A 22762-nucleotide genomic window follows, 5' to 3' on the forward strand; every position below is an offset into this window, starting at 1 on the left:
TCCGCATAACGCCCTTGCCGAGGCGCATCATGAAAGCCGATATCCATCCGGAATACCATACCATCACGGTAACGTGTGCCTGTGGGAACACGTTCAAGACCGGCTCCACGCTCGGTCACGACCTCGCCGTCGAGGTCTGCTCGGTCTGCCATCCGTTTTACACGGGGAAGCAAAAGATCGTAGACAGCACGGGACGTGTCGAGAAGTTCCGCCAAAAGTACGGTCTGCGCGGCAAATAGACGCGATCCCGGTATGACGGAGAAGACACGGGAAGCAGCGCTCGCGTATCACGCCACGAGTCCCGCGGGGAAGATCGCCATCCAGCCCACCAAGCCGTGCAATACGCAGGGCGACTTGGCGCTGGCCTATACGCCGGGGGTGGCGGAGCCGGTGCGCGCGATCGCGGCAAGCCCGGAGGACGCGTACCGTTACACCGCCAAGGGCAATCTCGTGGCGGTGGTCAGCGACGGGACCGCGGTCCTGGGGCTTGGCAACGTCGGGCCGCTCGCGTCCAAGCCGGTCCTCGAAGGCAAGGCCGTGCTATTTAAACGGTTTGCCGACATCGATGTCTTCGATCTCGAGATCAAGGCGTCATCCGCCGAACAGTTCATCGAGGTCGTCGCGGCCCTCGAACCGACCTTCGGGGGCATCAATCTTGAGGATATCGCCGCGCCCGCGTGCTTTGCCATTGAAAAGGCCTTGAGCGAGCGCCTGTCGATCCCGGTCTTCCACGACGACCAGCACGGCACCGCGGTGATCGTGTGCGCCGGCCTGTTAAACGCCCTCGAACTCCAGGGCAAATCCCTGAAGACCGCCCGTATCGTATGTCTCGGCGCCGGGGCCGCCGGCCTGACCTCCCTGCATCTGCTGATGAGCCTCGGGGCGGCGGTGGAGAACATGATCCTGGTCGACAGTCGCGGCGTGGTCCATAGCGAACGCACCGATCTGAATCGCTACAAACAGCCATTCGCCCACACCACCCCGCTGCGGACGCTGGCCGAGGCCATGAATGGCGCCGATGTGTTCATCGGGGTCGCGGCCGCCGACCTCGTGGACGCCCAGATGATACGCGCCATGGCCCCGCGCCCTGTCGTGTTCGCGCTCGCCAATCCCGTCCCGGAGATCCTGCCCGAGGTGGCTCACGCCGCGCGCGGCGATCTGGTCATGGCCACCGGCCGCTCCGATTATCCCAACCAGGTCAACAATGTCCTGGGCTTCCCGTTCATATTCCGTGGGGCGCTGGACGTACGTGCCCGGCAGATCAATCAGGCCATGCAACTTGGTGCGGTACATGCCCTGAGCGCGCTCGCCAAGCAGCCGATCCCGCGCGAGGTGTTGCGGGCCTACGGCCTCGATCACCTGGAATTCGGGCCGGATTACTTCATCCCCAAACCGCTCGATGGGCGCCTGCGCGAATGGGTGCCAGCCGCCGTGGCCGCCGCCGCCGTCGATACCGGCGTGGCACAGGCCCCCTACCCTGCGCACTATCCGCCGCGACCGGCGCCATCGGCCTGACGCGCCCATCCGGCGTTCGCCCTCCGTAGGCACCCTGGCCACCCCCACCGTATCCGGTTCTGCATCGCATGCGTCCGCACGCCCGTCACGTGTCGAAGGCCGACGACCGGATGAATACGACCTCCGGCGCGGGCATGATCGCCGGGAGACGGCCTGCTCAAGACCGCCCGGGATGGCATCGAAGCGGGAGGGTGGCCAATCGGCCATGCCCGAAACAGGCTTTCCGATCGCGCGGGATGCGCCCATTCCTCCCCCACCGATCTCCGGGAACTCGGGGACTAATAGCGAGACATGGGGCGGAAATCGGCAGCGCTCCTATAGCCATGCAGAGCCGTATGCGCTAACGTATTTCGGATGGAATTGAGCGCATTGGCGAAGTGGCAGGACGTCTCCTATAAGACCGCTTGGCAGACCCCATGGGTGTGCGGGCGCAGCTCGCGTGGCCACAAAACGGCCGGCCGCGCCAACAGGTGATCGGACCCTTTGAGGTGCTGGACGGACCACGCATGACGGCCTCCATCGCCCGCGAATCCAGGCAGTCGGCTCGTGACATGCGCACGCCGGGCGCGAGCATACCGTGATCCCGTTGCCACGCTACCCCGCCATGAGCGCCATTCGGGCGGGCGAGCCCCTGAACGAGGCGGCCATGGCGCGAATCGCAAGGCACGCCTGCAAGAGCGGTGCGCGGATCCTGGCCCTGAAAAACACGGGCAGCCCCCAGGGCGCCCCAGGGATGGTAACGGCCGCCATGATCGATGCCGTCGCGCGCAACCATCATCGTATCCCGTCCGGCGTCTGCTGGCTCGATGGGGAATCCGGCGCCGCGATCGACGGCGCCGCCGTCATCGACACCTGCAACGGCGAACCGGCCGGCGCGTCGCGGTTGCATGTCGCGGGGCCGCCACGATGGCGCCGGCCGGGTAACACCGGGCACGCCGAGTGCGAGGCCGGTTGATGGCCTACGGCGCACCACGGACCGTCCGCGACCATATCCTGTTCGTGGAACGTCGACTGAAGGCGGCGCGCGTAGTCTTCGGACATGGCACCGAAGATGCCCGCGACGAGGCCGCCTGGCTGGTGGCGGGGGCCATGAGGATTGCCCCCGACGCGCTCACCGGACGGCTTGGCACGATCCTCGGGCGCGCGGCCGTGTCGCGCATCCGCGCGCTTTTGGCAGCGCGCATCCGCACCCGCCAACCGCTCGCCTACCTCCTCGGCGAGGCGTGGTTCGCGGGACATCGCTACATCGTTGATCGGCGCGTCATCGTACCGCGCTCCTTGATCGGTGAGTTCCTGCCCGAACAGGGTGGCTCGCCGCTCGCTGATCCCGATATCACCTCCATACTCGACCTCTGCACAGGGAGCGGCGCGATCGCGATGGCCGCGGCGCGGGCGTTTCCGGGGGCACGAGTGGACGCAGTCGACATCTCCGAGGACGCCCTCAGGGTCGCGGCACGCAACCTGCGCCTGCACGGCATGGCCGATCGTGTACGTCTCATCGCCTCCGATCTTTTCAGTAATCTCAAAGGGCGGCGCTATGACCTCATACTGAGCAACCCTCCGTATGTGTCCGAGGCGGAGATGGCGGCCCTGCCCCGCGAATACCGTAACGAGCCCGCGTTGGCGCTCGCGGGCGGGGCCGATGGACTCGACCTGATCCTGCCCCTACTGCGCGAGGCCCCCGAACACCTCACCGACGATGGACGTCTGGTGTTGGAGGTCGGGGCGAGCCGGGCGACGCTCGAGGCACGCTTTCCCGAGCAGCCATTCTTGTGGCTGGCCTCCGCCAATGACGAGTGCGTGGGTTACTGGCATCGGGAAGATCTCGACGGCTGGACAGGCGACTGATGCCCGAGTATTGCAAGCAACCGGGCTCGCTCACGGCCCCGACCTTGCGCCGCGCCCCCAGGCGTGGATGGCCCGCTCGCGGGTCTCGCCCCATCGATGCCCGCCCAACATGGCCGCTTTGGCGATGACAGACGGCAGGGAATGAGAGACGCCACGCAAAGCCGTGCGGCCACCCACTCGCCTCGTGACATCCGGGAATACCAGGGGAAAAATAACCACCCTTTCGGGGCGGCCGCGCCTTCATTCCACCCCTTGAAGGGGACGGGTATTCCCGCGCCATTCTATAAAAGAGGGTCGAATGGTTCGATGCCTGTCCGCGCCTCCAGGCCCGCGGCCATGCCTTGCTGCCACCCCGAAGGGGCGGGGCATAAGACGGGCCGCGAGCGCTTGTGACCCGGATCTGGCGCAGGTTCGTGGAAGGCAGCGGCCGCAGGCCTGCACCAACGGCCCCGGGGCCATCAACCGCCCGTGCAGCTCCCCGTGCGTACGCCCTGGATGCGCTGGTGTTCGGTCACGTTGCCGAATCGCGTCGTGATGATCGCGTTCGTGCGGCCCGAGAAGCTGCGGCCCCCGGGACCGAGGTGCAGGCGTGCCGATACATGGACGCGGATCCCCTCCTGCCCCCCTGCCTGAGCGATGTGACAGACCTCGCTCACCGTCACCACCGTACCCTGAATGGCCACCGGTCCGGCCATGCGACAGCGGTTACCTTCGTTGCGCAGGATCTTTTGCGGGGTTATGCGCCCACCCTTGAGGCAGGTCGAGTAATGCATCGGGCCGGCCGGCGTGTCCGCGGTCATCCGCCATTCACCAGGGGCTATGCGTGGCGGCTGGGCCGCCGATACCGCGGCCCACGCCAAGGCGCCGACACCAAAAACCATGCGTTTCGCTGTCACCATATCTCATCACCAGGGGGAGACATACGGGATTAGGGGCCGGCATCGCGTCCCTGTCAAGTCCGCTGGCGGATGCCGCCTGGGACCATACCCCCGCTAGCGTGCCGGGCGCCCTTCGGCGTCCCCACGCGGCGCCGTGTAAAGGGCATCGATGGCCGCAGCATAGCGCTCCTCGATCCATTGGCGGCGGACCTTCAGGGTCGGCGTGAGGAAGCCGTTTTCGATGGTCCAGGGGCCGCTTACGCGCAACACATGGCGGATGCGGGTATATCCGGGAAAGGCATGCAGCTGGTCATTGGCGCGATCCCGGAGCTGCTGCTCGTCGGCGGTATCGCTTACCGCCAACAGCGCCAGTGCGCCACGGCCCTCGCCCACCACCAAGGCATGCTCGAATGCGGGGTCTTGCAGGATCGCCTGCTCGACGTCGGCCGGCGCCACCTTTTCACCGTTCGATAGGACGATGATGTCCTTGGCGCGCCCGGTGAGATACAGAAGCCCGCCCTCGAGCCGTCCCAGGTCTCCGGTATGGAAATAACCCTCGGCGTCCATCGCCTGGGCAGTCGCCTCCGGGAGGTTCCAATATCCGGACATCACGCTCGGGCCCTTGACGCAGATCTCGTCGTTTACGAAGCGCACGGTGACATTGGCGAGCGGCCGGCCCACGGACGCCAGATCCCGATCGGAGAGCCGGTTGCAGCTGATCACGGGGGCGGTCTCGGTGAGGCCGTAGCCCTGCACGAACCGCAGGCCAAGGCCCGTGAAAAAGCCGAGCAGGCGTGGTGCGGCCGGCGCGCCCCCCAGGAACACGTAACGAAGCTTACCACCCAGACGGCGGCGCACGGCGCGCCCCACCAAGGCGTCGCTCAATCGCGCCAGGAGACGCTCAGGGCCGCGCGCGCGACCCTCGTAGACCGCGAGCCCGAGCGCGGAGGCGTGCGCCACGAGGCGCTGGCGACGCGGCGAGGCCTTGAGCTCCTCCTGCATCTTGCCATACGTGCGCTCGAAGATCTTGGGCACGCTCACAAGGATCGTGGGGCGCGCGATCTTCAGGTCCTCGCCCAGCTCCGTGATGCCACGCGAGAACACCGTCTCGGCACCCATGGCGATCGCCACATATTCCCCGACCGTGCGCTCGAGCATATGCGACAGCGGCAGAAACGACAGGAAGCGGTGTGTCTCCCCGGCCACCTCGGGGAGGGCCGTGAGCAATGCGCCGACATTGGCGAGGATATTGCCGTGGGTCAGCATCACCCCTTTGGGCCGGCCGGTGGTCCCGGAGGTATAGACGATGGTCGCGAGATCGCCCGGACCATGATCGGCCGGGGCCACCTGCCGGCCATCGGCGGCCGCCAGCCAGTCGCGAAACGAGGCCACGCCACGCGTCTCCTTGAAGCTCACGATACCCTGGAGCCCGCAGTCTAGGATCTCGGCGGCCGGTGGGCGGTCCACAAACAGCCAGCGCACCCCGGCATCCTTCAGGCAGTAGGCGATATTTTCCGGGCGATCATTGAAAAACAAAGGGACCACCACGAGACCCGCGGAGAGGGCCGCGAGATCGCAGAACACCCACTCGGGGGTATTGTAGGCACAGATCCCTACCCGATCCCCGCGACGTAGTCCACTGGCCGCAAACGCCGCGCGCGCGCGCGCCACCTCGCGGCCGGCAGCGTACCAATTCCACGCCCGCCAGCGGGCGCCGTCGTAGTGGCGATAGGCGGGTTCTTCGCCGGTGGCGGCGATACGGTTGGTCAACAGGTCGGCGAGCGTTGCCGGACCGCGCCCGGTGGCGACGCTCATGGATCCAGGGGGCGACGCGCGAGCATGCCGTCCTGCGACCATGCCGGGTCGGGTGTGAAGCGCGGTCCGTAGCGCTCGGCGAGCTCCATCAAGCGACTGATCACCTCGCCGGTTCCCAGGGCCTCGGCGTAGCCGAGCGGGCCGCCGCGAAACGGCGCAAACCCGGTCCCGTAGACCAGCCCGATATCGACCATGTCGGGATCGGTGACGATGCCAAGGCGCAGGCAGCGCGCCGCCTCGTTGACGAGACGCATGATGAGCCGTTCGGCGATGACCAGATCGGGGGGTGGCCGCGCCGATGAAAAACGGCGCGGCTGCGGGTAACGATAAAAACCCTGACCGGACTTCTTGCCAAGGGACCCGGCCTCGACCTTGCGCGTCAACAGCTCGGGCACAGACAAATCCAGGGGCGCGCTCAAGGTCTGCGCTACCGCAAGACAGATGTCGAGCCCGACCGTATCGGCCAGCGCGATCGGGCCCATGGGCATGCCAAAGTCGACGGCGGCCGCATCGATGTCGGCGAGCGCCACGCCTTCTTCAGCGAGGGTCACGGCCTCCAGCAGATAGGGCATCAGCGCACGGTTGACGAGAAAGCCCGGCGAGCTCTTGACATCCACCGGCAGACGATCGAGGGCCACCGCGAAACTACGCATGGCGGCGAGCGCCCGAGAATCACTTACCGCCCCGCCTATGACCTCGATCAGCGGCATCTTGGTCACGGGATTGAAGAAGTGCAGCCCCACCAGACGCCCGGGGACCGAAAGGCCCGCGGCGAGATCGTCGAGCGGGATACTGGATGTGTTGGTGGCTATGATGGTGCGCTCCGGTACCTGCGCCTCGACCTGCGCCAACAGGGCCTGCTTGGCATCGCGGTTTTCGATGATCGCCTCGATGACGAGATCGGCCCCGGAGAGCGCCCCGCCGCGCATGTCCGGCATCAGGCGGTCGCGGGCGGCCTCCGCCGCACGACCCTTCAGGCGCTCGGCGAACAGCCCATGGGCCCTCTTGATCGCGCGCGCCAACACCTCCGGCGCACGGTCCTGGAGACTGACATGGAAACCCTTGAGTGCCGCCCACGCCGCGATATCGGCGCCCATCACCCCGGCCCCGACCACGTGGATGCGCCGAATGCCATGGGCCTGGGTGCGCGCGCGCCGCTTCAACTCCTCGGAGAGCTCGAACAAGTGCACGAGGTGCCGGCTCACGGGGCTCACGAGCAGTTCCGCGCACGACAGGGCCTCGGCCTCGAACGACGCCTGGCGGGTCCATAGCGACACGATGCGGCACGGGGCCGGATAGTGGCGGCATTCGACCTTGGCCTTCAGGCGGCGCTGCAAAAACGCGCCGACATAGGGGCGCAGGAATGGGGCTGCCAGGAACCCCCGATACCAGGGCGGTCGCCCCTTGGGCGGCACATCGTGAAGCAGCGCGCGCGCCGCGGCGTCGAGGTGACGCTGGGGCGCGCATGTGTCCACCAACCCCACCTTGTGCGCCTTGCGTGCCGGCAGGCCACGCCCGCCGAGCATCAGGGACAAGGCCGGAAGCGGCCCGATCAGGGCCGGCAGCCGGATCGTGCCGCCAAAGCCGGGATGGATGCCGAGTTTGACCTCAGGCAGGGCGAGACTGGTGCGTTCGTCGTCGCATGCCACTCGATAGCTGCACGCGAGCGCGAGCTCAAGCCCGCCGCCCAGGCACGGACCGTGGATGATCGCGACCGACGGGTACGGGAGACCTGCAAGACGCGCGAGAACCCTCTGTCCGGCGCGCGTGAGTTCGGCGGCGCGCGCGGCGTCGAGGATACACCGGAACTCATGGACATCGGCGCCGGCGGCAAAGCCCTGAGGCTTGCCCGAGCGGATCACGAGTCCGCGCAAGGGGCGGGTCTCCAGGATCGCGAGCAGCTGATCGAGCTCGCCCAGGACCTCCCGCGACAGGACATTATGCCGCTTGCCCGGGACATCCAGGACAAGCTCGGCGATGTCGTCGGCCTCCGACAGCGTCCAGCTGCTGGTCATGACGTGTCCCCTCCCCGTATCAGCATGGCCCCGCCCTGTCCCCCACCTATGCAGAGCGTGGCGAGCCCTAACGTCCCCGGCGCATCCTTCAGGGAGCGCGCCAGATGCAAGACCAGCCGCGCGCCGGTGGCGCCCACCGGGTGCCCGATCGCCACCGCCCCCCCGTGAGGATTCAGGCGCGCGCCATCGATGGCCCCGGGCGCGGCCTCCAGGCCGAGCTCGTCACGCGCATAGGTGGGACTCGCCCACGCCGCCTGGCAGGCCAAGACCTGGGCGCTGAAGGCCTCGTTTAGCTCGACATGATGCAGATCGCCCATGGCAAGCCCGTTGGCGGCGAGCAGCCGGGCAGTCGCATGCACCGGCCCAAGGCCCATCTGCGCCGGATCGACCCCCGCCCAGGCATGATCGACGATCTCGCCCAATACCGGCAGGCGCCAGCGTTTGACGGCAGCAGCGCTCGCCAGCACCACGAGCGCCGCGCCGTCTGTGATCTGGGAACTGTTGCCCGAGGTCACATCGCCGAATGGCCGGTCGAACACCGGACGCAGGCGCGCGAGCTTCTCGAGATCGGTGTCGGTGCGTACCCCATTGTCCTGACCATAGTAGTCGGCCTGTGAGCCGTAGACGGGCTCGATCTCGTCTTTGAAGAGCCCATCAGCCTGGGCGCGCGCCGCCCGCTGGTGGCTTTGCAGGGCATAGCTGTCCTGGGCCAGCCGCCCGATACCGAAACGATGGGCCACGATCTCGGCGGTCTGCCCCATAGACAGGCCGACCACCGGGTCGCGCAGACCGCGCAAAAGCGAGAACACCGGCTTTAGGTAGGCGGGCCGAAGACCGGCCAGAGACCGCAGCCGTTGCCCGGGGCCCTTGGCGCGATACAGACGTGCCAGCCATCGGCTCATGGCCATGTTCCACTGAATGGGCGCGCGGCTCATGGCCTCCGTGCCTCCGGCCAGCACCAGATGGGCGCGCCCGGCGCTGATGCGATCATAGGCGCTGGCTAGCGCCTGCAGACCGGAGGCGCAGTTGCGCTGCACGGTGTGCGCCGGGACCGCAAAACCTGTCCCGAGACGCAGGCCGACGATGCGCGCGATGTTGGCCTCGTCGGGGGCGGCGATGACACAGCCCAATATGACCTCATCCAGATCCTCGGCGGCGAACGGCTGGCGCGCCAAGAGCGCGCGGCCGGCCATGACCGCGAGATCGGCGGCACTGAAAGGCCCGGGCTCGTCACGGGCCTTCAGGAATGGCGTGCGCGCGCCGTCAATGATAAATACCCTGCCACTCATCTCGCCTCCTTGCCCTCGACCTCCGGCCATAGCGCCAACAAGGCCTCGACCCATGCGCGGGCATCGCCGACACAACGCACCACCGGTCGGCCCCCGGCACGCGCGGCAAAGATCGGCGCCTGGGGGTCAAGGTTGATGGCGACGATCTGCGTATCGGCCGCGATACCGACCATATGCTGGGGCGCGCCCGATACCCCAAGCGCGAGCAGCAATCGCGGCGCGACATGGATACCGGTCTGCCCAATCTGGTGTTCAAACGGCAGGAGCCCGCTCTCCTGCACGACCTTGCGCGTCGCGCCGAACGCGACCTCGCACCCCATCATAGCCGATAGCCGGGATTTAAGCCTCATGAGCCCCCTCTGAAAGAACGCCCCGTCGGCCACCCCCCGCCCGACGTCGATCACCACCTCGGCGCCGGCAAGCCCGGTGGCGCAAGTCGCGCGCACGACGGGCGCGAATCGCCCGGGATGCCCCTCCGGGGCCGCCCAATCCTCGACGATACACGTCGTCTCGACCTCGAACTCGGTGCCCCCGACCCCGGACGCGGCCACCAGGACCGCGCGCCCCGGGCACCGCGTCCGCCACCGCCGCGCGGCGTACACGCACACGAGATCATCACCCCGGCGCGCCTCGACATCGATATAAAGGGGGCGCGCCAGGCGCGCCGCCAGCGCCCCGCCGAGGGCCGCGTCCTCGGGACCCAGTACGATATATGACGCGTCCGCCAAGCGCGGCGCCAAGACCTCCGCTAGCGATGCATCGGCACCGGTCGCCGGCACCCGAAAGAGCGGTCCGGAAAGCCCCTCCGGGGGCGACTCCCCCGGGACCCGTGCAAGCCATACGCCGCCGGCGGACTCACCGAAGGCGCGCGCCAGGCCGGCACAGGCGCGGCCGCGCGCGCCGCCGCCGGCGACGGCCATGACCGTCGCCACGTGCGCCACCCCCAGTACAACCGGTCTCACCGCAGGTGGGGCGCCCCCGATACCCGCCCGCAGCCACTGCGCCAGGGCCTCGGGGGACTGCAGGTCGCCGGGCGCCGCCGCCGGGAGCGAGACCGCCGCGCAGACATCGGCCGCCGCCCCGTCGAGACGCTCCACGAATGGCGCCGTCTGAAGCGCCCCCAGCCACTGCCCCACCGTGAACGCATCGCTACGTCCGGTGGCGGGCAGGCGCCCGCAGGCGACCAGGAGTCTTCGGTATGTGACATAAAGGCGCCGGCCCGCGCCGCGCAGGATCTCGTAGCCCCGCGCCCCGGCCGTGGCAAGTCCTGTGACGCCATCCACGAGCACAGTATTCAGGGCACCGGCCAGGGCCGCCAGAAACACCGGCTGTGAGGGCCCCGCCAGGATCAGGTCGGGACGCAACCGGGCTATGAGGGGGGCCAGGGCGGCGGGATCGACCAACCCGCCGGTGATCACCGCCTGGACGCGCGCGCCGGCGGCGCGCAGCCGCTGCGCGTGGTCCAGACACGGGGCGGCGGTCACGAGCACGGCGGTTACGTCGAGCGCAGGCTGGCCATCGCCGGCGGCGAGGGCCTGATCGAGGACTGCCAGATCCTCGTCGTCTAGGCGCACGTCGCGCGCATCCGGGTGCCGCACATCCCGCACCAGGACCAGCACATGGCCGCGCAGTCCGGGCGCCAAGACCTGGGCCGGCCGGACGGCCTCGGCGGTGCGGCGATTGGCGAGCGCCACCACCGCCTGCTCATAGGCAGACGCCTCGGCGAACAGCGCGTGGACGGCGCGCGCACGGGCACCCACCGCCTGCTCGCAGACGGTCTCGAGCGCCTCCAGGGCGGCGAGGCCCTCGCGCGCTGCACCGCGCGCGGCGAGCGCCAGGCGCCGCTCGACCTGCACGGCCCAGGCATAAAGTTCGGCGACCCAATCAACCACCGGGAACCAGAGGATCTGGGCGTCACCGTCCGCGCCTACCCGCGCCTTCAAATCCGTAAGCCGCGGGCGCAGGAACTCGCTGAATGAGCGTAGCGCACGATCGAGCGCCGGACTGCCGGTGGCCGCCATCGCCTCGAAGCGCGCGAACAACGCCGGAAGGTCCTTCAGGACCAGGAAGCGCTGGACCTCATTCGTGCCTTCGTAGATGTTGAGGATGCGTGCGTCGCGTCGCCATTTCTCGATGGGCTCGGACATGGCCGCAGCCGACGGGCCACGCTCGATCTCGAGCGCGCGCAACACGCGATGGAGCCCCTCGGAGGCCAGAAATTTGGACAGCGCCGCCTCGATGCGGAAGTCCCCATGGCACAAGTCGGCGCGATCCATGAGACCGACCAGACGCGCACCCAGGGCGCGCAGGCGTTCATGCTCATAGCGGGCACGCGCCAACGCCGGCGAGGCCGCATCGAGGCCGCGCAGATAGTCTGTGATCAGCCGCTCGAGGAGGCCGCCCGCGCCGACCACGAGCCCGCCGCGCCCCACGCTCAGGGTCTCCAGGGCATTCACCTGACCATGGCCCTCGAACCCTATGATGCGGCTCGCGCACACACGCACCGATGACAACGCGATCTCGTTGGTGGGCGAGGCGCGCTGGCCAAGCTTGCGCTCATCACGACCAACGGCCAGCCCCTCACAGCGTCGTTCGACCAGGAATCCGGTCACGCCGCGGGCGGTCTGCGCATACAGGCAATAACGATCGGCGAGCGAGCCGTTGCTGATCCACATCTTGCTGCCGGATAGCTCGAAGTACTCGTAGACCGGGCCGTCGGGGGTGTCTTGCGGGACGCCCCTATCATCGTATTCGTAGACCTCTCCCGAGTCTTGCACCACCCGCCGGCGCGCGCCCTTCCCGGCCACATCCCAGACGCCATCATCGAGACGCGCCCACGTCCCGTCCGGCATGCGATAACGGACCTCGGGCGCGGTGAAATCGAGACGTCGCTCATCGAGCAGGACGCGCGGTCCGCGGGCCGTGACAAACCGCCAAAGGCCGGCCTCGCCCGGACTCAACAGCGCGCGCCGGGGCTCGGCGCGGGTCGTAAGCGCCCCGGTATCGGAGCCCGCGGAGGGCTCGGTCAGGGCGAAGGCGCTGATCTGCCCGCGTGCCAGAAAACGCAGAAAACGCTCATGGGCCGCGATACGAACCGGCAGGCGCGCGCGCTCCTCGGCCAATCGTGGGACAAGTGCCGCCAGTTGTTCGTCAAAGGCCCGGGCGCGCTCGGCCAGGGCATCCAGATCACGCGCGCGGGCGGCGGCCACCACGGCCTCGAACGCATCAAGCACGTCGCGCGCGAGGTATTTCAAGGCCGACCCGGGTTTCAAGAAGCGGTCCTTGATGCGCGCGGCCATGGCCTCGAGGGTCTTGCGAAGCGCGCCCGCGCGCGGGCGCTCGCACAACGCGCGCACACGGCGCGCGCCCTCGCGCAGCGCGGCGAAGGACGCCGCGGAAAGGCCGGCAAGCTCCGCGTCCAGGCGCGGGAGATCCTTTTGCAGGGCCAGCAGCACGGGCATGGTGCCGATGCTGGTGCTGGCCATGACCAAAAGGCCTACCGACGGATCGACACGCCCCATGAGCAGCCCGGCGAGCACAGCGTACTCGGCCTTGCTCGCACCGAGCCCCCCCAGACCCCGGGGGATCACCGTGGCGAATGCGGAAAAGGCCTTGAGGCGCGCGATATCGGACTCCGGGACCGCGTGACGGTCATCGATATAGCGGCCATAGGCGCCACCCCCGGGGTCGCGAAATCCACCGCGCACGAGGCGCAGGACCTGCGCGCGCATGCGCCGAAGCGCGGGGTCCGCCAGGAAGTCTTCGGGCACGAATGCCTGGTCGGCCGGCAACAGCCGCCCGAACAGAAAGCCCCCGCTCTCATAACGAATGGGCGCGCTCGGTCGAGGGACGACGGGGAGACGGCCCGAGATCACGGGCAGCGGCGCAAGGTCCGCATCCGCGCCCAGGCCGTGGCGCAGGAACAGCGCCTCCGCCTGATCGGCCGGCCCCGTCCACAGCGTCCGCTCCCAGCGCGCCTGGGTCCCTGCGGGCGCGACCGCCGGCCATTGCGTCAACACCATGGCGTCGCGATAGCGGCGACTCAGGATATCATCCTCGGAATAGGCGATGCCCCCGAACACCTGGCCTGCACACCAGGCCACGCCGTCCAAAGACACCCCGAAACGTTCCTGAAGGAGCGCCACGGCCATCCGCGGCTCATGGTCGCAATGCGCACGCAGGCGACGGGCGAGGGCCAATGCGTAGGCAATGACCGCGAGCAGACGCTTGACGGCGCCGAACTTGAACACCCCGTCCGATCCTTCGCGATCGCGAAACGTGCCGGCAAACTGCAGGCGTGCCCGGGCGTGGGCATCGGCGCGCGCGCCCAGGGCCTCGCCATAACCCTCCCAGAAGGCCGCGTAGTAGCGGGCCAGGGTCGAGTCAACGGCCAGCACCTCCGCGCCCGCCGCCGGCACGCGCACGCAGCGTGCCGTGTCGAGGCCAGTGGCACGCACGGCACCGGTGGTGGCGAGCGGGTCCCGGCCGCCGAGGCCATCGGCGCCAACGTCCGGGACCCATGCGCATAGGCCATCGGCCTCCCGGGAAAGGCCGATGGTGAGCCGCGCTAACCGCCGCCCGCAGCGGGCCTCGGCCAGCAGGTGATGCAGGGCCACGAAACCAAGCCCGCTATCGTATTCGGCAAGCGCGGCGATGACATCCTCGGGGGACATGTCGCGGCGACGCATGAGGCGCATCAGGTCCTGGCGGTCGTCGGCGGTCCATCCGGCCACGAGCCCGGCCAGGCGCGCAGACGGAAAGACGGCCGCCGCCCTGTCGCGTAACACCCGCCGCGCGAAGGGTGCGTACCCGTCGACGGCGGGGCGCTCCTGCCTTGGCCCTCGCCCGTCGCCGGCTGCGATATCACGCGCCCACCCCCCGGCACGCCCCGAGGGTGGGGTCCCGGACGGGACACCGGGCGCTTGATCGGGCAGGCCATGGACGCTGCCGTCGGGTCCCGTGCGCTGCGCACCGGGGAGCTCATAGATCAAACGATGGGTACTCGTGCGTCGCCAATCGACCGCCGGGACCACCAATCGGCACGATTCGCACTTGATACAGTTCTCGAACACCACCGACGCACCGCCCAGCGGGTTGCCCGGCCCATAGACCCCGGCCGGACATACGCGCTGCAGGCGCTGGGCATCCGCCGGGGCGAGATCGCGAGGGACATGGATATGGCGCAGGTCGGGCCCGGGGCGGCCGAGCGGGGCCAACCAGTCGCTGGGGGAATCGGGAGGACTCCGATCCCACGAGAGGCGTTCGCGGGCCAGGCGTTCATGACGATAAAACGGCGCGCGCATGACCGCCGAGCGACCGGCGGCGAGCGCCCGAACGCCGTCGCTCGCAAAGCCCAGCGCCCCGGTGGCGGACAGTCCGGCACTGCGCGCGAGCATACGCACGGCAAGCCCCTGGACGCGTTGCGAAAACGCCGCAGCCAGACGGGTCTCGAGCCGCGGCAGGCCACGGCCGTAGAGATAGCCGATGCCGTGGGCAAGCCCCGCGAAGATCGCAGGCGGCACCGGTACCGGCGCGAGCCGGCCCGCGCGCGCCACCAGAAAGGTGACGGCGAGCGGTGGACGATCGGGCACCAGGGCCCGGCGCGGCAGGGCAGCTACGACCTTGAGGGTGGCGCGATCGCGCATGAGGGAGAAGGCCGCGCGTGCGCACGCCCGTGACCGCGACGCAGGATCAGCGGTCAGCGCGCCGATGAGTGCCGGGAGGTGTTCGAAGATCAGGGGGCTTGCGTGCAGGGCCTCGGGCCAGGCGGCGGCCAGGCGCGCGTTGTCATAATCGGGACTCTGGCGCAACCGCCCGCCATAGGCCTCGGCAAGGGCCGCCGCGGAATAATCGCCGCGGCCACGCAATGCCAGGACCGCGTCGGCGAACGCCGCCCCCGACATAGCCGCCGGGCCCATGAAATTCGGGTAAGGGAATTCAAGCCCAAGCCCCAGGGACGCGCCCCCGATCGCCAACCCGTCATAGGCGCATACCACCCCCTCGCGCAGGCCGCCGGCGCGAATGACCTTGGCCCCATAGGCGATCTGCGTCGCCCCCTCGAGCAGGGCCGCGACCTCCGGCAGGGCCAGAAACCGGCGCATGAGCTGGGGGTGGTCAACCGGGCCGTGATCGGCAAGCGATGTCAGGGGAAACACGAGCCCGACAGACAGCGTATCGCGATTCGTATACAAAAAGCCGCTCATGTCGAGCGCCACGGTGTGACCCTTGAACGTACCGTTGCGCAGCAACCACTCCTGGGCGACGCCCTCGCCTGCACCGACCCCGAAACGCGCCTCTATGGTCGCGGGGGCCAGCGCAAACACGGCCTTGATGCCCTGCGCGTAGCGTACCACCGGGCGTTCGAGGCCCTCGCGCGCGAGCACGCCCGCGGCGTCACCCTCGGCCAGAAATACCACCGGCGCCTCGACCGGGCCGCGCGCGGTGTCCACACCCACCACCCGCCCGCGCGCAAACCGCAACCCGGTGACGGTCGTGCGCGGCAGGAGCACGGCCCCATGCTCGATGGCACACGCTGCCAGGTAACGGTCGAGCCTCGGACGCAACACCGTCCAGGCCTCGCCATAGTCGTTGCCGGCCACGGCCCGCGCCTCGAAACCGGCACATCCGTCGCCCCCGTGGACGACGAGCGAGCGGGCCACGATGCGCCGCTCGCGAGGGGCGCGCGCCCAGGCGTCCGCCCCCAGAACATCTTCACGCACCAGGGTCTCGGCGTGATAGACGCCGCCCGACCAGTTCTCCGCACCGGCGAATTCCGCACCCTCGAGCACCAGCGTCCGCACCCCGGCGCGCGCGAGCTTGAGGGCGGCACTAATACCGGCCGGTCCCGCCCCCACGATCAATACCTCCGGCCCCTGGCCCATAGCGCCCTCCTGCCCTCAGTATAGACAGGCTTTATGGCCCCGTTAGAGCCATTAGGCAACCGCGCGGGGCAATCGAGGCATCGGGTCTCCCCGGGCGGCTGCCCCAGTCGGCCGGGCGCATCGGCGATGGGGCACGGCTTGTGTCGGATGGGACGCGCGCACAATGGCGTTAAGCTTTGCGGCGAGATTCTTCATGGAGCACCCATGTCCGCGTCCACGTCGCAAAAGCCCCAGAATGGGGGCCAGAACCCGGTCATCGCGATCAATATGGCGCGGATCAGCAATCGCCCTGAGAATCACGAGATCATGCACAAGGTCGGGCCCAAGGTGTGCATCACCACCGCCACCCACCCAGGCTTCCTCGGCTTCGACCAGCTGTTGCAGGTCGGCATCCATCCCATGGCCGGACGCTACGGTGGCGGCGCGCTCGACATGCGCGAGACCCTAAACCCGATCAGCATGTTTCAGTACACCGTGTGGAAGGATGCCAAGTCCCACGAGGAGATGCATTACCTCCAGTTCGATACCATCTATGAGCTGTGCAGTCATTGCCTGGCGATGGTCGTGGAAGGACCGTGGGAGCCGGTGTATGAGATCGTGGCCTCCGACCTGCCGCCCTCGATTGGGCTCACCGATGTCCCGGCCCTCATGATGGCACGCGCCGCCAGCCAACAACCGGTGCCCAAGGTGGCGCTCCCCATGCGCACGATCGCAGTCGGCGACCACAGCGTGATGCATGGCCATGAGACGGACTTCGAGCAGGGGGTGCGCGACACCATGGCCTGGCTCATGGGTCATGCCCCGGGGATGCTCGGGTGGATGCTCTTAAAACAGATCGGGGTCTCGGCGATCGGTTCGTTTCAACTCGACCCGGCGGGCATGACCAAGGCCACGCTCGGCGCCAACCCCCCGCGCTACGCGACCAACTATGGGGATAAGCCGCTCGACCATCCGCCCATACCGGCAGCCACCCCCGCGCAATATTTCGTGCATATGGAGTGGGAGGCCCCGGAACTGGCCCACCAGGGTCTCGGTAAGGTCCTCGTCAATGTCGAGGCGCGCCGCATTCACGATCATGGCGTACTCGCCCACATCAACCGTGGTCCCTACTACATGCTCTTCGCCTCCATGATGGAAGAAGGCACATGGCGGGACCACCTCGTTCGTTAGGAGGTCTGATATGACGTCGAGCAAGGCCCACGTCGTGGTGCTCGGTGGAAATTTCGCGGGGCTCGCCAGTGCCCAGAAGATCCGTGAGTACGCGGGGGATGCAGTCGACATCACCGTGATCGATCGCAACCCCTATCTGCTCTTCATCCCCAACATCCCCGGCGAGGTCTTCGAGGGACGTGACCCCGCCGCGACCCTCAAGATGGACACCTCGCGCGCGCTCACCGAGGCACAGGCGACCTTTGTCCAAGGCGAGGTGCGCGCCATCAATCCCGATACCCGGACCATAGACTTCACCCCCAAGGAGCGCGAAGGCGCGCCGTCGGAGACCCTGGGCTATGACTATCTGGTCGTGGCCTTCGGCTGCCGGCTCGCCTACGACAAGATCCCGGGCTTCGCGCCGTACGCGCATGCGGCCTCGGATACTTACTATGGCAACAAACTGAGAAAGGCGCTGTTTGGCGGCGGCTACAAGGGCGGCCCGATCGCGATCGGCTCGGCACGCTTCCATCAGGGCACGGCGGTCAAGGACCTGGTGCCCATGGCCGACGCCGCGTGCGAGGGCCCGCCGGTGGAAATCATGATGTCCATGGCCACCTGGCTCAAGAACCACGGCCTAGGCGGCCCCGACAAGATCACCGTGTTTACGCCCGGGAAGATGATCGCCGAGGATGCCGGTCGCCAGGTCGTCACCTCGCTTCTCGACATCGCAAGTCAGATGGGGTTCCACTACCGCAATAACATAGGTGATATCGCCGAGGTCACGCACGACGGGATCCGGTTTACGCAGGGCGACGCGCTCGACGCCGAACTGAAGATCCTGCTCCCCGATTGGGTCCCGCACCCCTTCATGAAGGGTCTGCCCATCTGCGATGAGGAGGGCTTCGTGGTTACCGACATGTTGATGCGCAATCCCAAGTATCCGGAAATCCTGGCGTGCGGCGACGCCGCGGCAGTCACCGTGCCCAAGCTCGGGGCCATAGGTCACCAGGAGAGCGAGATCGTGGGCAAACAGATCGCCCACGACCTCGGGCGCGTAGGCGAGGCGGCGGCATCCGAGCCCCTGAAGCCGCTCGTCTACTGCATCGGCGACATGGGCGACAACCAGGCCTTCTACATCCGCTCCAACTCCTGGTATGGCGGCGACACGCAGGTACTGAAAATTGGGCGCGTCCCCTATCTTCTGAAGATGCAATACAAGGACCTGTTCTTCCGGACCCAGGGCAAGGTCCCGCCGTGGGGCCTGGACGCCGCGCAGTTCCTGGCCGAACGCCTGTTCGCGGCTTAAGTCATGAGCGGTCCCATACCTGAGACCGAGGCCAACAACGCGACCCGCGTCACAAGCGGCCCCGAGCTCAGCGCGCGGCAATGGCAGGCCCTGGCGCGGCTCGCCGACCGCTACGCGGCCCTCGAGGAGGGCGCTGCCGGGGCCCTGGGCGAGGCCGCCGCCGGGGCTGCGCTGAAGGCCTCGGGGCTATGGCGCGACCACGATCTGACGGGGCTTGCGGAGGCCTTGCTGAAGGCCGCCGAGGCGCTACGTGCAGCCGGCCTCTGGGACGCGATCGCCGATGGTGCCTCGCCGATGCGCGGGGCCGTACAGCGCGCGCTCGCACCCGACACCATTGATCAGATCGGCCCCCTGATCCTGGAACTGCGCGGCGAACTGCGCGCCGTCCGGGGCCTGGCGGCGCGCCTCGACGCCTGGCAGGCACTGCTCGCAGGCCCCACCGGCGCGGCGCTGACCACGGGTGTCGCGCGCCTGCTCGAGGCCACGCGCAATACCGATGTGGCAGGCCTCGGACGCGACATCCTGCGGCTTGTCGAGGCGCTCTCTGAGACCGGGACCGTCGGCTGGCTCGCTGATAACATCGGCTACCTCACCGACACCATCACGCGGCTTTCATCCGTGACCCCGATGGCCCTCGAGGCGATGGGCCCCCTCCTTGAGCGTGCGCGCGATGATCTCGGATTCGCCCACCGGCTTGCCGAGATGGGCCGAGGACTCGGTGATATCCTCGCCGGACCCACGGGCGCGGCCATTACCGCCACGCTCGCCGACCTCAGCCGCTGGTCGCACGCCAACGATCCCGCGGGCCTTGCGCAAGAGGTCATCGAACTGCTTGGCGCGTGGCGCGACGCCGGCGTCTTTCCGGTGCTACGCGAGGCCTCCGGCGCGCTCGCCGACCTTACCGCGTCCTGGAACCGCTTGCGGAATGCAGACGACGGCGGTGCGGCCGCGCAGACCCTGTTTGCGGACACGGCGCGCGGCCTGGACGCCTGGCGCCGTTGGCGCGGCGCACAAGTCGCCGAACAGACCCCAGCGTCCGGGGGACTGAAAGGCCTCTATCGCCTGCTGACAGATGCGCGCGTGCAAGACGGGCTGTGCGAGGCCGCCACCTTGCTTCACGCCCTGCACGAGGGGCGCGCGCAAACGAACCCGCCATCCCGGCCAACACGCGGTCGCGACGGCGCATGATCCCCGTGCGGGGACCATTGCCCGGCCCGCCGCGCGAGACCCATCCGCACGCCGCACCGGTCGCACGGCTCCCTCCAAAGTCTCATGGAACGGCCCGCTCGTTTCCCGGATAGTGGGGATCGGGCAAGCCGCGCGGGAGGTTTTTCCGCGAATCCAGGAGGCCGCGTGTCGACAGCAGTGGAAGCCTTGGGCCATCACAGCGGTTCGGTGTCTTATCCCTTGCCGCGCGGGCCGCGCGTGAACCTCGGCTGCGGGCCGGTCATGCCCAAGGGCTGGATCAACGTCGATGGCAGCCGCCGGGCATGGCTCGTGGCCCATGCCGGCGGACTTGATCGACTACTCGTACGCCTGGGGTTATTGCGCGCCGCCCCGTTTCGGCCAGACATCATCCACCACGATCTGCGCAAGCCCCTGCCGTGGGCGCGTGACTCGCTGGCGGCCATCTACGCCGGCGAGGTCTGGGAACACTTTGAATACGAGGACGCCCGGCGCCTGACCGAGGAGTGCCACCGGGTCTTGATGACAGGCGGTGTTCTGCGCCTGTGCGTCCCGGACGGGGTGGAGTTCTGGGAGAACTATCTTGCCATCTTCCGGGAGCAGCAGGCGCGCGAACCGGAGGCGCGCGATGTCGCGCGTCTGCGCCGTCATGTGCGCATGTACTTCGACGATATCTGCACCCGACCGCCAGGCCTCAAGTCCTTCGGACACTTTCATAAATGGCAATACGACGAGGTCCAGCTCGTGGATCTCTTCATGCGCTGCGGATTCAAGGATGTGAGCCGCCAGACATTCGGGGTAAGCCGCATACCCGACATAGGCATCCTGGAGCGATCGGATTTTCTGATCGTCGAGGGCGTGAAGCGCTAAAATCCGGCGTCGCCCGGGTGCCTCATCAATGCCCCCTGGCACGCTGGGCCGCGCCCTTCAAGGCCTCGGCATGGGCCTTGGGTCCGGCATTGTTCAACAGCGCCGGGCAGTCGACCTTGTGGCCAGGCGCGGTATCGATCAGCGGCAGGAGCGCCGCCGCCGGGGTCAGGAGCGCGCCCAGAGCGATCGCCGCGCCAGCGCGCTCCAGGAGCGACTTGCGGGATACGCTGAACACCGGCTTTTGGAAGGTCCCGCCAACGTGCAAGGGCCCCCGGGCACTGATGATGGTGATGTGCTTGGGCTTCGTGAGCACCGTCAGATGGAGGGTCTGGCGGCGCATATTGATCGTACCGCGGCCGATAATGTTGGCCGATGGCGTGGCAATCAGGAAGGTGCGGGTCTTCACGAGTCCGTTGCGCGCCCCGAGGCGGATCACCGCGCACGGGATGCGCTCCTGCCTCATCCCCGACAGCCAATCCAGCGCGGCGTTACCGATGTGCAATTGCGCGAGCGCCACGTAGAGATTGTTCACCGAGCCATTGGCAAGCGCTAGGCCCAGGTGACCTGTGGCATGCGCACTCATGGCCGCGATCGAATTGCCGGAAGCCGACAGCTGCAGGCGTCCGCCGATGCGGCCGGTGCCCGCCGACTGGAATTTGATCTTCGGAAACAGGAGTCGCAAATGAACGCCGCGCGCGATGGCCTGCAATTGCGTGCGATAAATGGGCTGCGAGACATTCATCGTATAGTGAGCCGCGACCAGGCCGTCGGCTACCCCGAAATTGAGCGGCGCGAGGCGCACCACGCCATGCCGCAAGATGAGGTGCGCATACAGGTCCTGGATGCGCATATGCGAGGCATAGACGTGCTCGGCGCGATAGACGACGTTGGCGTCGACCTTCATGAGCCGGCTGCGTTTGTAGGGCTTCGCCGGAAGCACCTTCTGTGCGCTCTGGGCGTGCGGCACGACCTTGACGTGACCCTCTACCTTCTTCGGCTTGGCCTGCACAAAGCCCGCCAGATCCTTGAAGTTCAGGAGGCGCGACGTCAGATTGGCGCGCATGAACATCGGGTGGCCGGGACGCACGCTGATCGCGCCTTCGAGGTCGCTTTTGCCCACGAGCCCATGAAAATGCGCCAGATCCCAGATCTTGCCGTGACGGGTGAGCCGTCCCGAGATCTGGAACGGCCCGGTCTGCGGTAGCGGGAGGCTTGTCGCCTTATGGACACGGCCTAGCCCCGCACCCTTGAGCAGCACATGGAGGTCGACGTGCTTCAGGGCCATGGGGGCGACCAAGGTGCCCGTGATGCGCGCTAGGAAGCGGCCGATATGGATGGCAATCCGTACCGGATAGGGGCTGCGATCGCTTTCCGCCAGGGTCGGCGAGCCGAGCGCGCCCTTCAGGACGAAGGGTGACCCCTTGTAACGGCCGTGACCCGACAGTAGCAGGCGCGTGGAAGGCTTGACACTGCGTATGCCCAAGACGAGATCAGTGGCGGCGGGTACGTCGTGTACCGTAATGTGCCCATGGGTAACCACCAGTCGGCCGATACGCGGCGCGGCGCGCAGCTTGGAGCGGGGCATACGCGGCTTTGGCGCCACGAATACCCAGTTGGCGCGCGTCGGGCTGGGCCTATCGAGACGGATCACGGGACGGCGGAGCACCAGCGAGGGCAGGACCACACGACCATGGAGGAGCGGCAGGAGCGCGATGCGCACGCGCAGCTGGCGCATCGTCACCATGGGACCCTGGGCCCACGCGGGATTGGCCACTGTGACGCGGTTCAAAGTGAGGCGCGGATCGAGCGACCAGTCTATGCCCACCGCCCCGTGGATGATGATGCGACGGTGGAGCTTGGCGCTGCCGTCGCCTTCGATCACATGCCGTACGATCGTGGGGGCAAGACCCACGGCGATCGCGATCGCGACGATCAATGACAGGGCCGCGCCGGTCACGATTTTGGCCCACAACGGCAAACGCTTGACGGTCATGGGTGCATGCCTCCT

The 22762-nt window shown here is 68.0% G+C and carries 14 protein-coding genes; 8 read left to right on the plus strand and 6 right to left on the minus strand.

Annotated features, from left to right (window positions below; all coding sequences use genetic code 11):
• Nucleotides 1–29: 29 nt before the first annotated feature.
• The 4 genes from rpmE (at nucleotide 30) to prmB (ending at nucleotide 3363) form a co-directional block, all read left to right on the plus strand.
• Nucleotides 30–239, plus strand: coding sequence for a 50S ribosomal protein L31 (rpmE, locus tag C4900_RS15080; RefSeq protein ID WP_065969764.1), 210 nt, complete (start codon nucleotides 30–32; stop codon nucleotides 237–239).
• 13 nt (nucleotides 240–252) lie between these two features.
• The gene (locus C4900_RS15085) at nucleotides 253–1515 is read left to right on the plus strand and encodes a malic enzyme-like NAD(P)-binding protein (protein ID WP_114283390.1); all 1263 of its coding nucleotides are present in this window, start codon (nucleotides 253–255) and stop codon (nucleotides 1513–1515) included.
• A 604-nt stretch (nucleotides 1516–2119) separates the two neighbouring features.
• Entirely contained in the window at nucleotides 2120–2470 is a 351-nt protein-coding gene (locus C4900_RS15090) for a hypothetical protein (protein WP_141689238.1), read from the plus strand.
• On the plus strand, nucleotides 2470–3363 hold the full coding sequence (prmB, locus tag C4900_RS15095; protein WP_065969756.1) for a 50S ribosomal protein L3 N(5)-glutamine methyltransferase: 894 nt from the start codon (nucleotides 2470–2472) through the stop codon (nucleotides 3361–3363). Before C4900_RS15090 ends, prmB begins: the two co-directional genes overlap by 1 nt.
• Nucleotides 3364–3821: 458 nt before the next feature.
• Here the strand turns inward: prmB and C4900_RS15100 are convergent, their stop codons facing one another.
• The 5 genes from C4900_RS15100 to C4900_RS17475 form a co-directional block, all read right to left on the minus strand.
• Nucleotides 3822–4262 carry a hypothetical protein gene (locus C4900_RS15100; RefSeq protein WP_065969758.1) on the minus strand — a complete coding sequence of 147 codons (441 nt, stop codon included), beginning with the start codon at nucleotides 4260–4262 and terminating at the stop codon, nucleotides 3822–3824.
• A 93-nt stretch (nucleotides 4263–4355) separates the two neighbouring features.
• Entirely contained in the window at nucleotides 4356–6056 is a 1701-nt protein-coding gene (locus C4900_RS15105; protein WP_170132568.1) for an AMP-dependent synthetase/ligase, read from the minus strand.
• Nucleotides 6053–8071, minus strand: a complete 2019-nt coding sequence (locus tag C4900_RS15110) for a 3-hydroxyacyl-CoA dehydrogenase NAD-binding domain-containing protein (protein ID WP_065969762.1) — start codon at nucleotides 8069–8071, stop codon at nucleotides 6053–6055. The genes C4900_RS15105 and C4900_RS15110 overlap by 4 nt, the downstream gene beginning before the upstream one ends.
• Nucleotides 8068–9360, minus strand: coding sequence for an acetyl-CoA C-acetyltransferase (locus C4900_RS15115; RefSeq protein WP_114283392.1), 1293 nt, complete (start codon nucleotides 9358–9360; stop codon nucleotides 8068–8070). Before C4900_RS15115 ends, C4900_RS15110 begins: the two co-directional genes overlap by 4 nt.
• The gene (locus tag C4900_RS17475) at nucleotides 9357–16241 is read right to left on the minus strand and encodes an FAD-binding protein (RefSeq protein ID WP_114283393.1); all 6885 of its coding nucleotides are present in this window, start codon (nucleotides 16239–16241) and stop codon (nucleotides 9357–9359) included. The genes C4900_RS15115 and C4900_RS17475 overlap by 4 nt, the downstream gene beginning before the upstream one ends.
• Before the next feature lie 204 nt (nucleotides 16242–16445).
• Between C4900_RS17475 and C4900_RS15125 the strand changes: the two genes are divergently transcribed.
• The 4 genes from C4900_RS15125 (at nucleotide 16446) to C4900_RS15140 (ending at nucleotide 20754) form a co-directional block, all read left to right on the plus strand.
• Nucleotides 16446–17411: a sulfur oxygenase reductase family protein gene (locus C4900_RS15125; protein ID WP_065971525.1), complete on the plus strand. Its 966-nt coding sequence runs from the start codon at nucleotides 16446–16448 to the stop codon at nucleotides 17409–17411.
• 10 nt (nucleotides 17412–17421) lie between these two features.
• The gene (locus C4900_RS15130; RefSeq protein WP_065971522.1) at nucleotides 17422–18699 is read left to right on the plus strand and encodes an NAD(P)/FAD-dependent oxidoreductase; all 1278 of its coding nucleotides are present in this window, start codon (nucleotides 17422–17424) and stop codon (nucleotides 18697–18699) included.
• A gap of 3 nt (nucleotides 18700–18702) precedes the next feature.
• A complete protein-coding gene (locus C4900_RS15135; protein ID WP_065971521.1) occupies nucleotides 18703–19887 on the plus strand; it encodes a hypothetical protein in 1185 nt (394 codons plus the stop codon).
• Between the two features lie 165 nt (nucleotides 19888–20052).
• Complete coding sequence (locus C4900_RS15140; RefSeq protein WP_170132569.1) at nucleotides 20053–20754, plus strand: class I SAM-dependent methyltransferase; 702 nt, start codon at nucleotides 20053–20055, stop codon at nucleotides 20752–20754.
• A gap of 25 nt (nucleotides 20755–20779) precedes the next feature.
• Here C4900_RS15140 and C4900_RS15145 read toward each other — a convergent pair whose 3' ends face one another.
• On the minus strand, nucleotides 20780–22747 hold the full coding sequence (locus tag C4900_RS15145) for an AsmA family protein (RefSeq protein WP_114283395.1): 1968 nt from the start codon (nucleotides 22745–22747) through the stop codon (nucleotides 20780–20782).
• Between the last annotated feature and the right edge of the window lie 15 nt (nucleotides 22748–22762).

It is taken from the genome of Acidiferrobacter thiooxydans (genome assembly GCF_003333315.1).
Classification (GTDB): Bacteria; Pseudomonadota; Gammaproteobacteria; order Acidiferrobacterales; family Acidiferrobacteraceae; genus Acidiferrobacter; species Acidiferrobacter thiooxydans.

Coding starts and splice junctions, on each gene's coding strand:
- rpmE (WP_065969764.1), top strand. CDS start 30: ATGAAAGCCGATATCCATCCGGAATACCATACCATCACGGTAACGTGT.
- C4900_RS15085 (WP_114283390.1), top strand. CDS start 253: ATGACGGAGAAGACACGGGAAGCAGCGCTCGCGTATCACGCCACGAGT.
- C4900_RS15090 (WP_141689238.1), top strand. CDS start 2,120: ATGAGCGCCATTCGGGCGGGCGAGCCCCTGAACGAGGCGGCCATGGCG.
- prmB (WP_065969756.1), top strand. CDS start 2,470: ATGGCCTACGGCGCACCACGGACCGTCCGCGACCATATCCTGTTCGTG.
- C4900_RS15100 (WP_065969758.1), bottom strand. CDS start 4,262: ATGGTGACAGCGAAACGCATGGTTTTTGGTGTCGGCGCCTTGGCGTGG.
- C4900_RS15105 (WP_170132568.1), bottom strand. CDS start 6,056: ATGAGCGTCGCCACCGGGCGCGGTCCGGCAACGCTCGCCGACCTGTTG.
- C4900_RS15110 (WP_065969762.1), bottom strand. CDS start 8,071: ATGACCAGCAGCTGGACGCTGTCGGAGGCCGACGACATCGCCGAGCTT.
- C4900_RS15115 (WP_114283392.1), bottom strand. CDS start 9,360: ATGAGTGGCAGGGTATTTATCATTGACGGCGCGCGCACGCCATTCCTG.
- C4900_RS17475 (WP_114283393.1), bottom strand. CDS start 16,241: ATGGGCCAGGGGCCGGAGGTATTGATCGTGGGGGCGGGACCGGCCGGT.
- C4900_RS15125 (WP_065971525.1), top strand. CDS start 16,446: ATGTCCGCGTCCACGTCGCAAAAGCCCCAGAATGGGGGCCAGAACCCG.
- C4900_RS15130 (WP_065971522.1), top strand. CDS start 17,422: ATGACGTCGAGCAAGGCCCACGTCGTGGTGCTCGGTGGAAATTTCGCG.
- C4900_RS15135 (WP_065971521.1), top strand. CDS start 18,703: ATGAGCGGTCCCATACCTGAGACCGAGGCCAACAACGCGACCCGCGTC.
- C4900_RS15145 (WP_114283395.1), bottom strand. CDS start 22,747: ATGACCGTCAAGCGTTTGCCGTTGTGGGCCAAAATCGTGACCGGCGCG.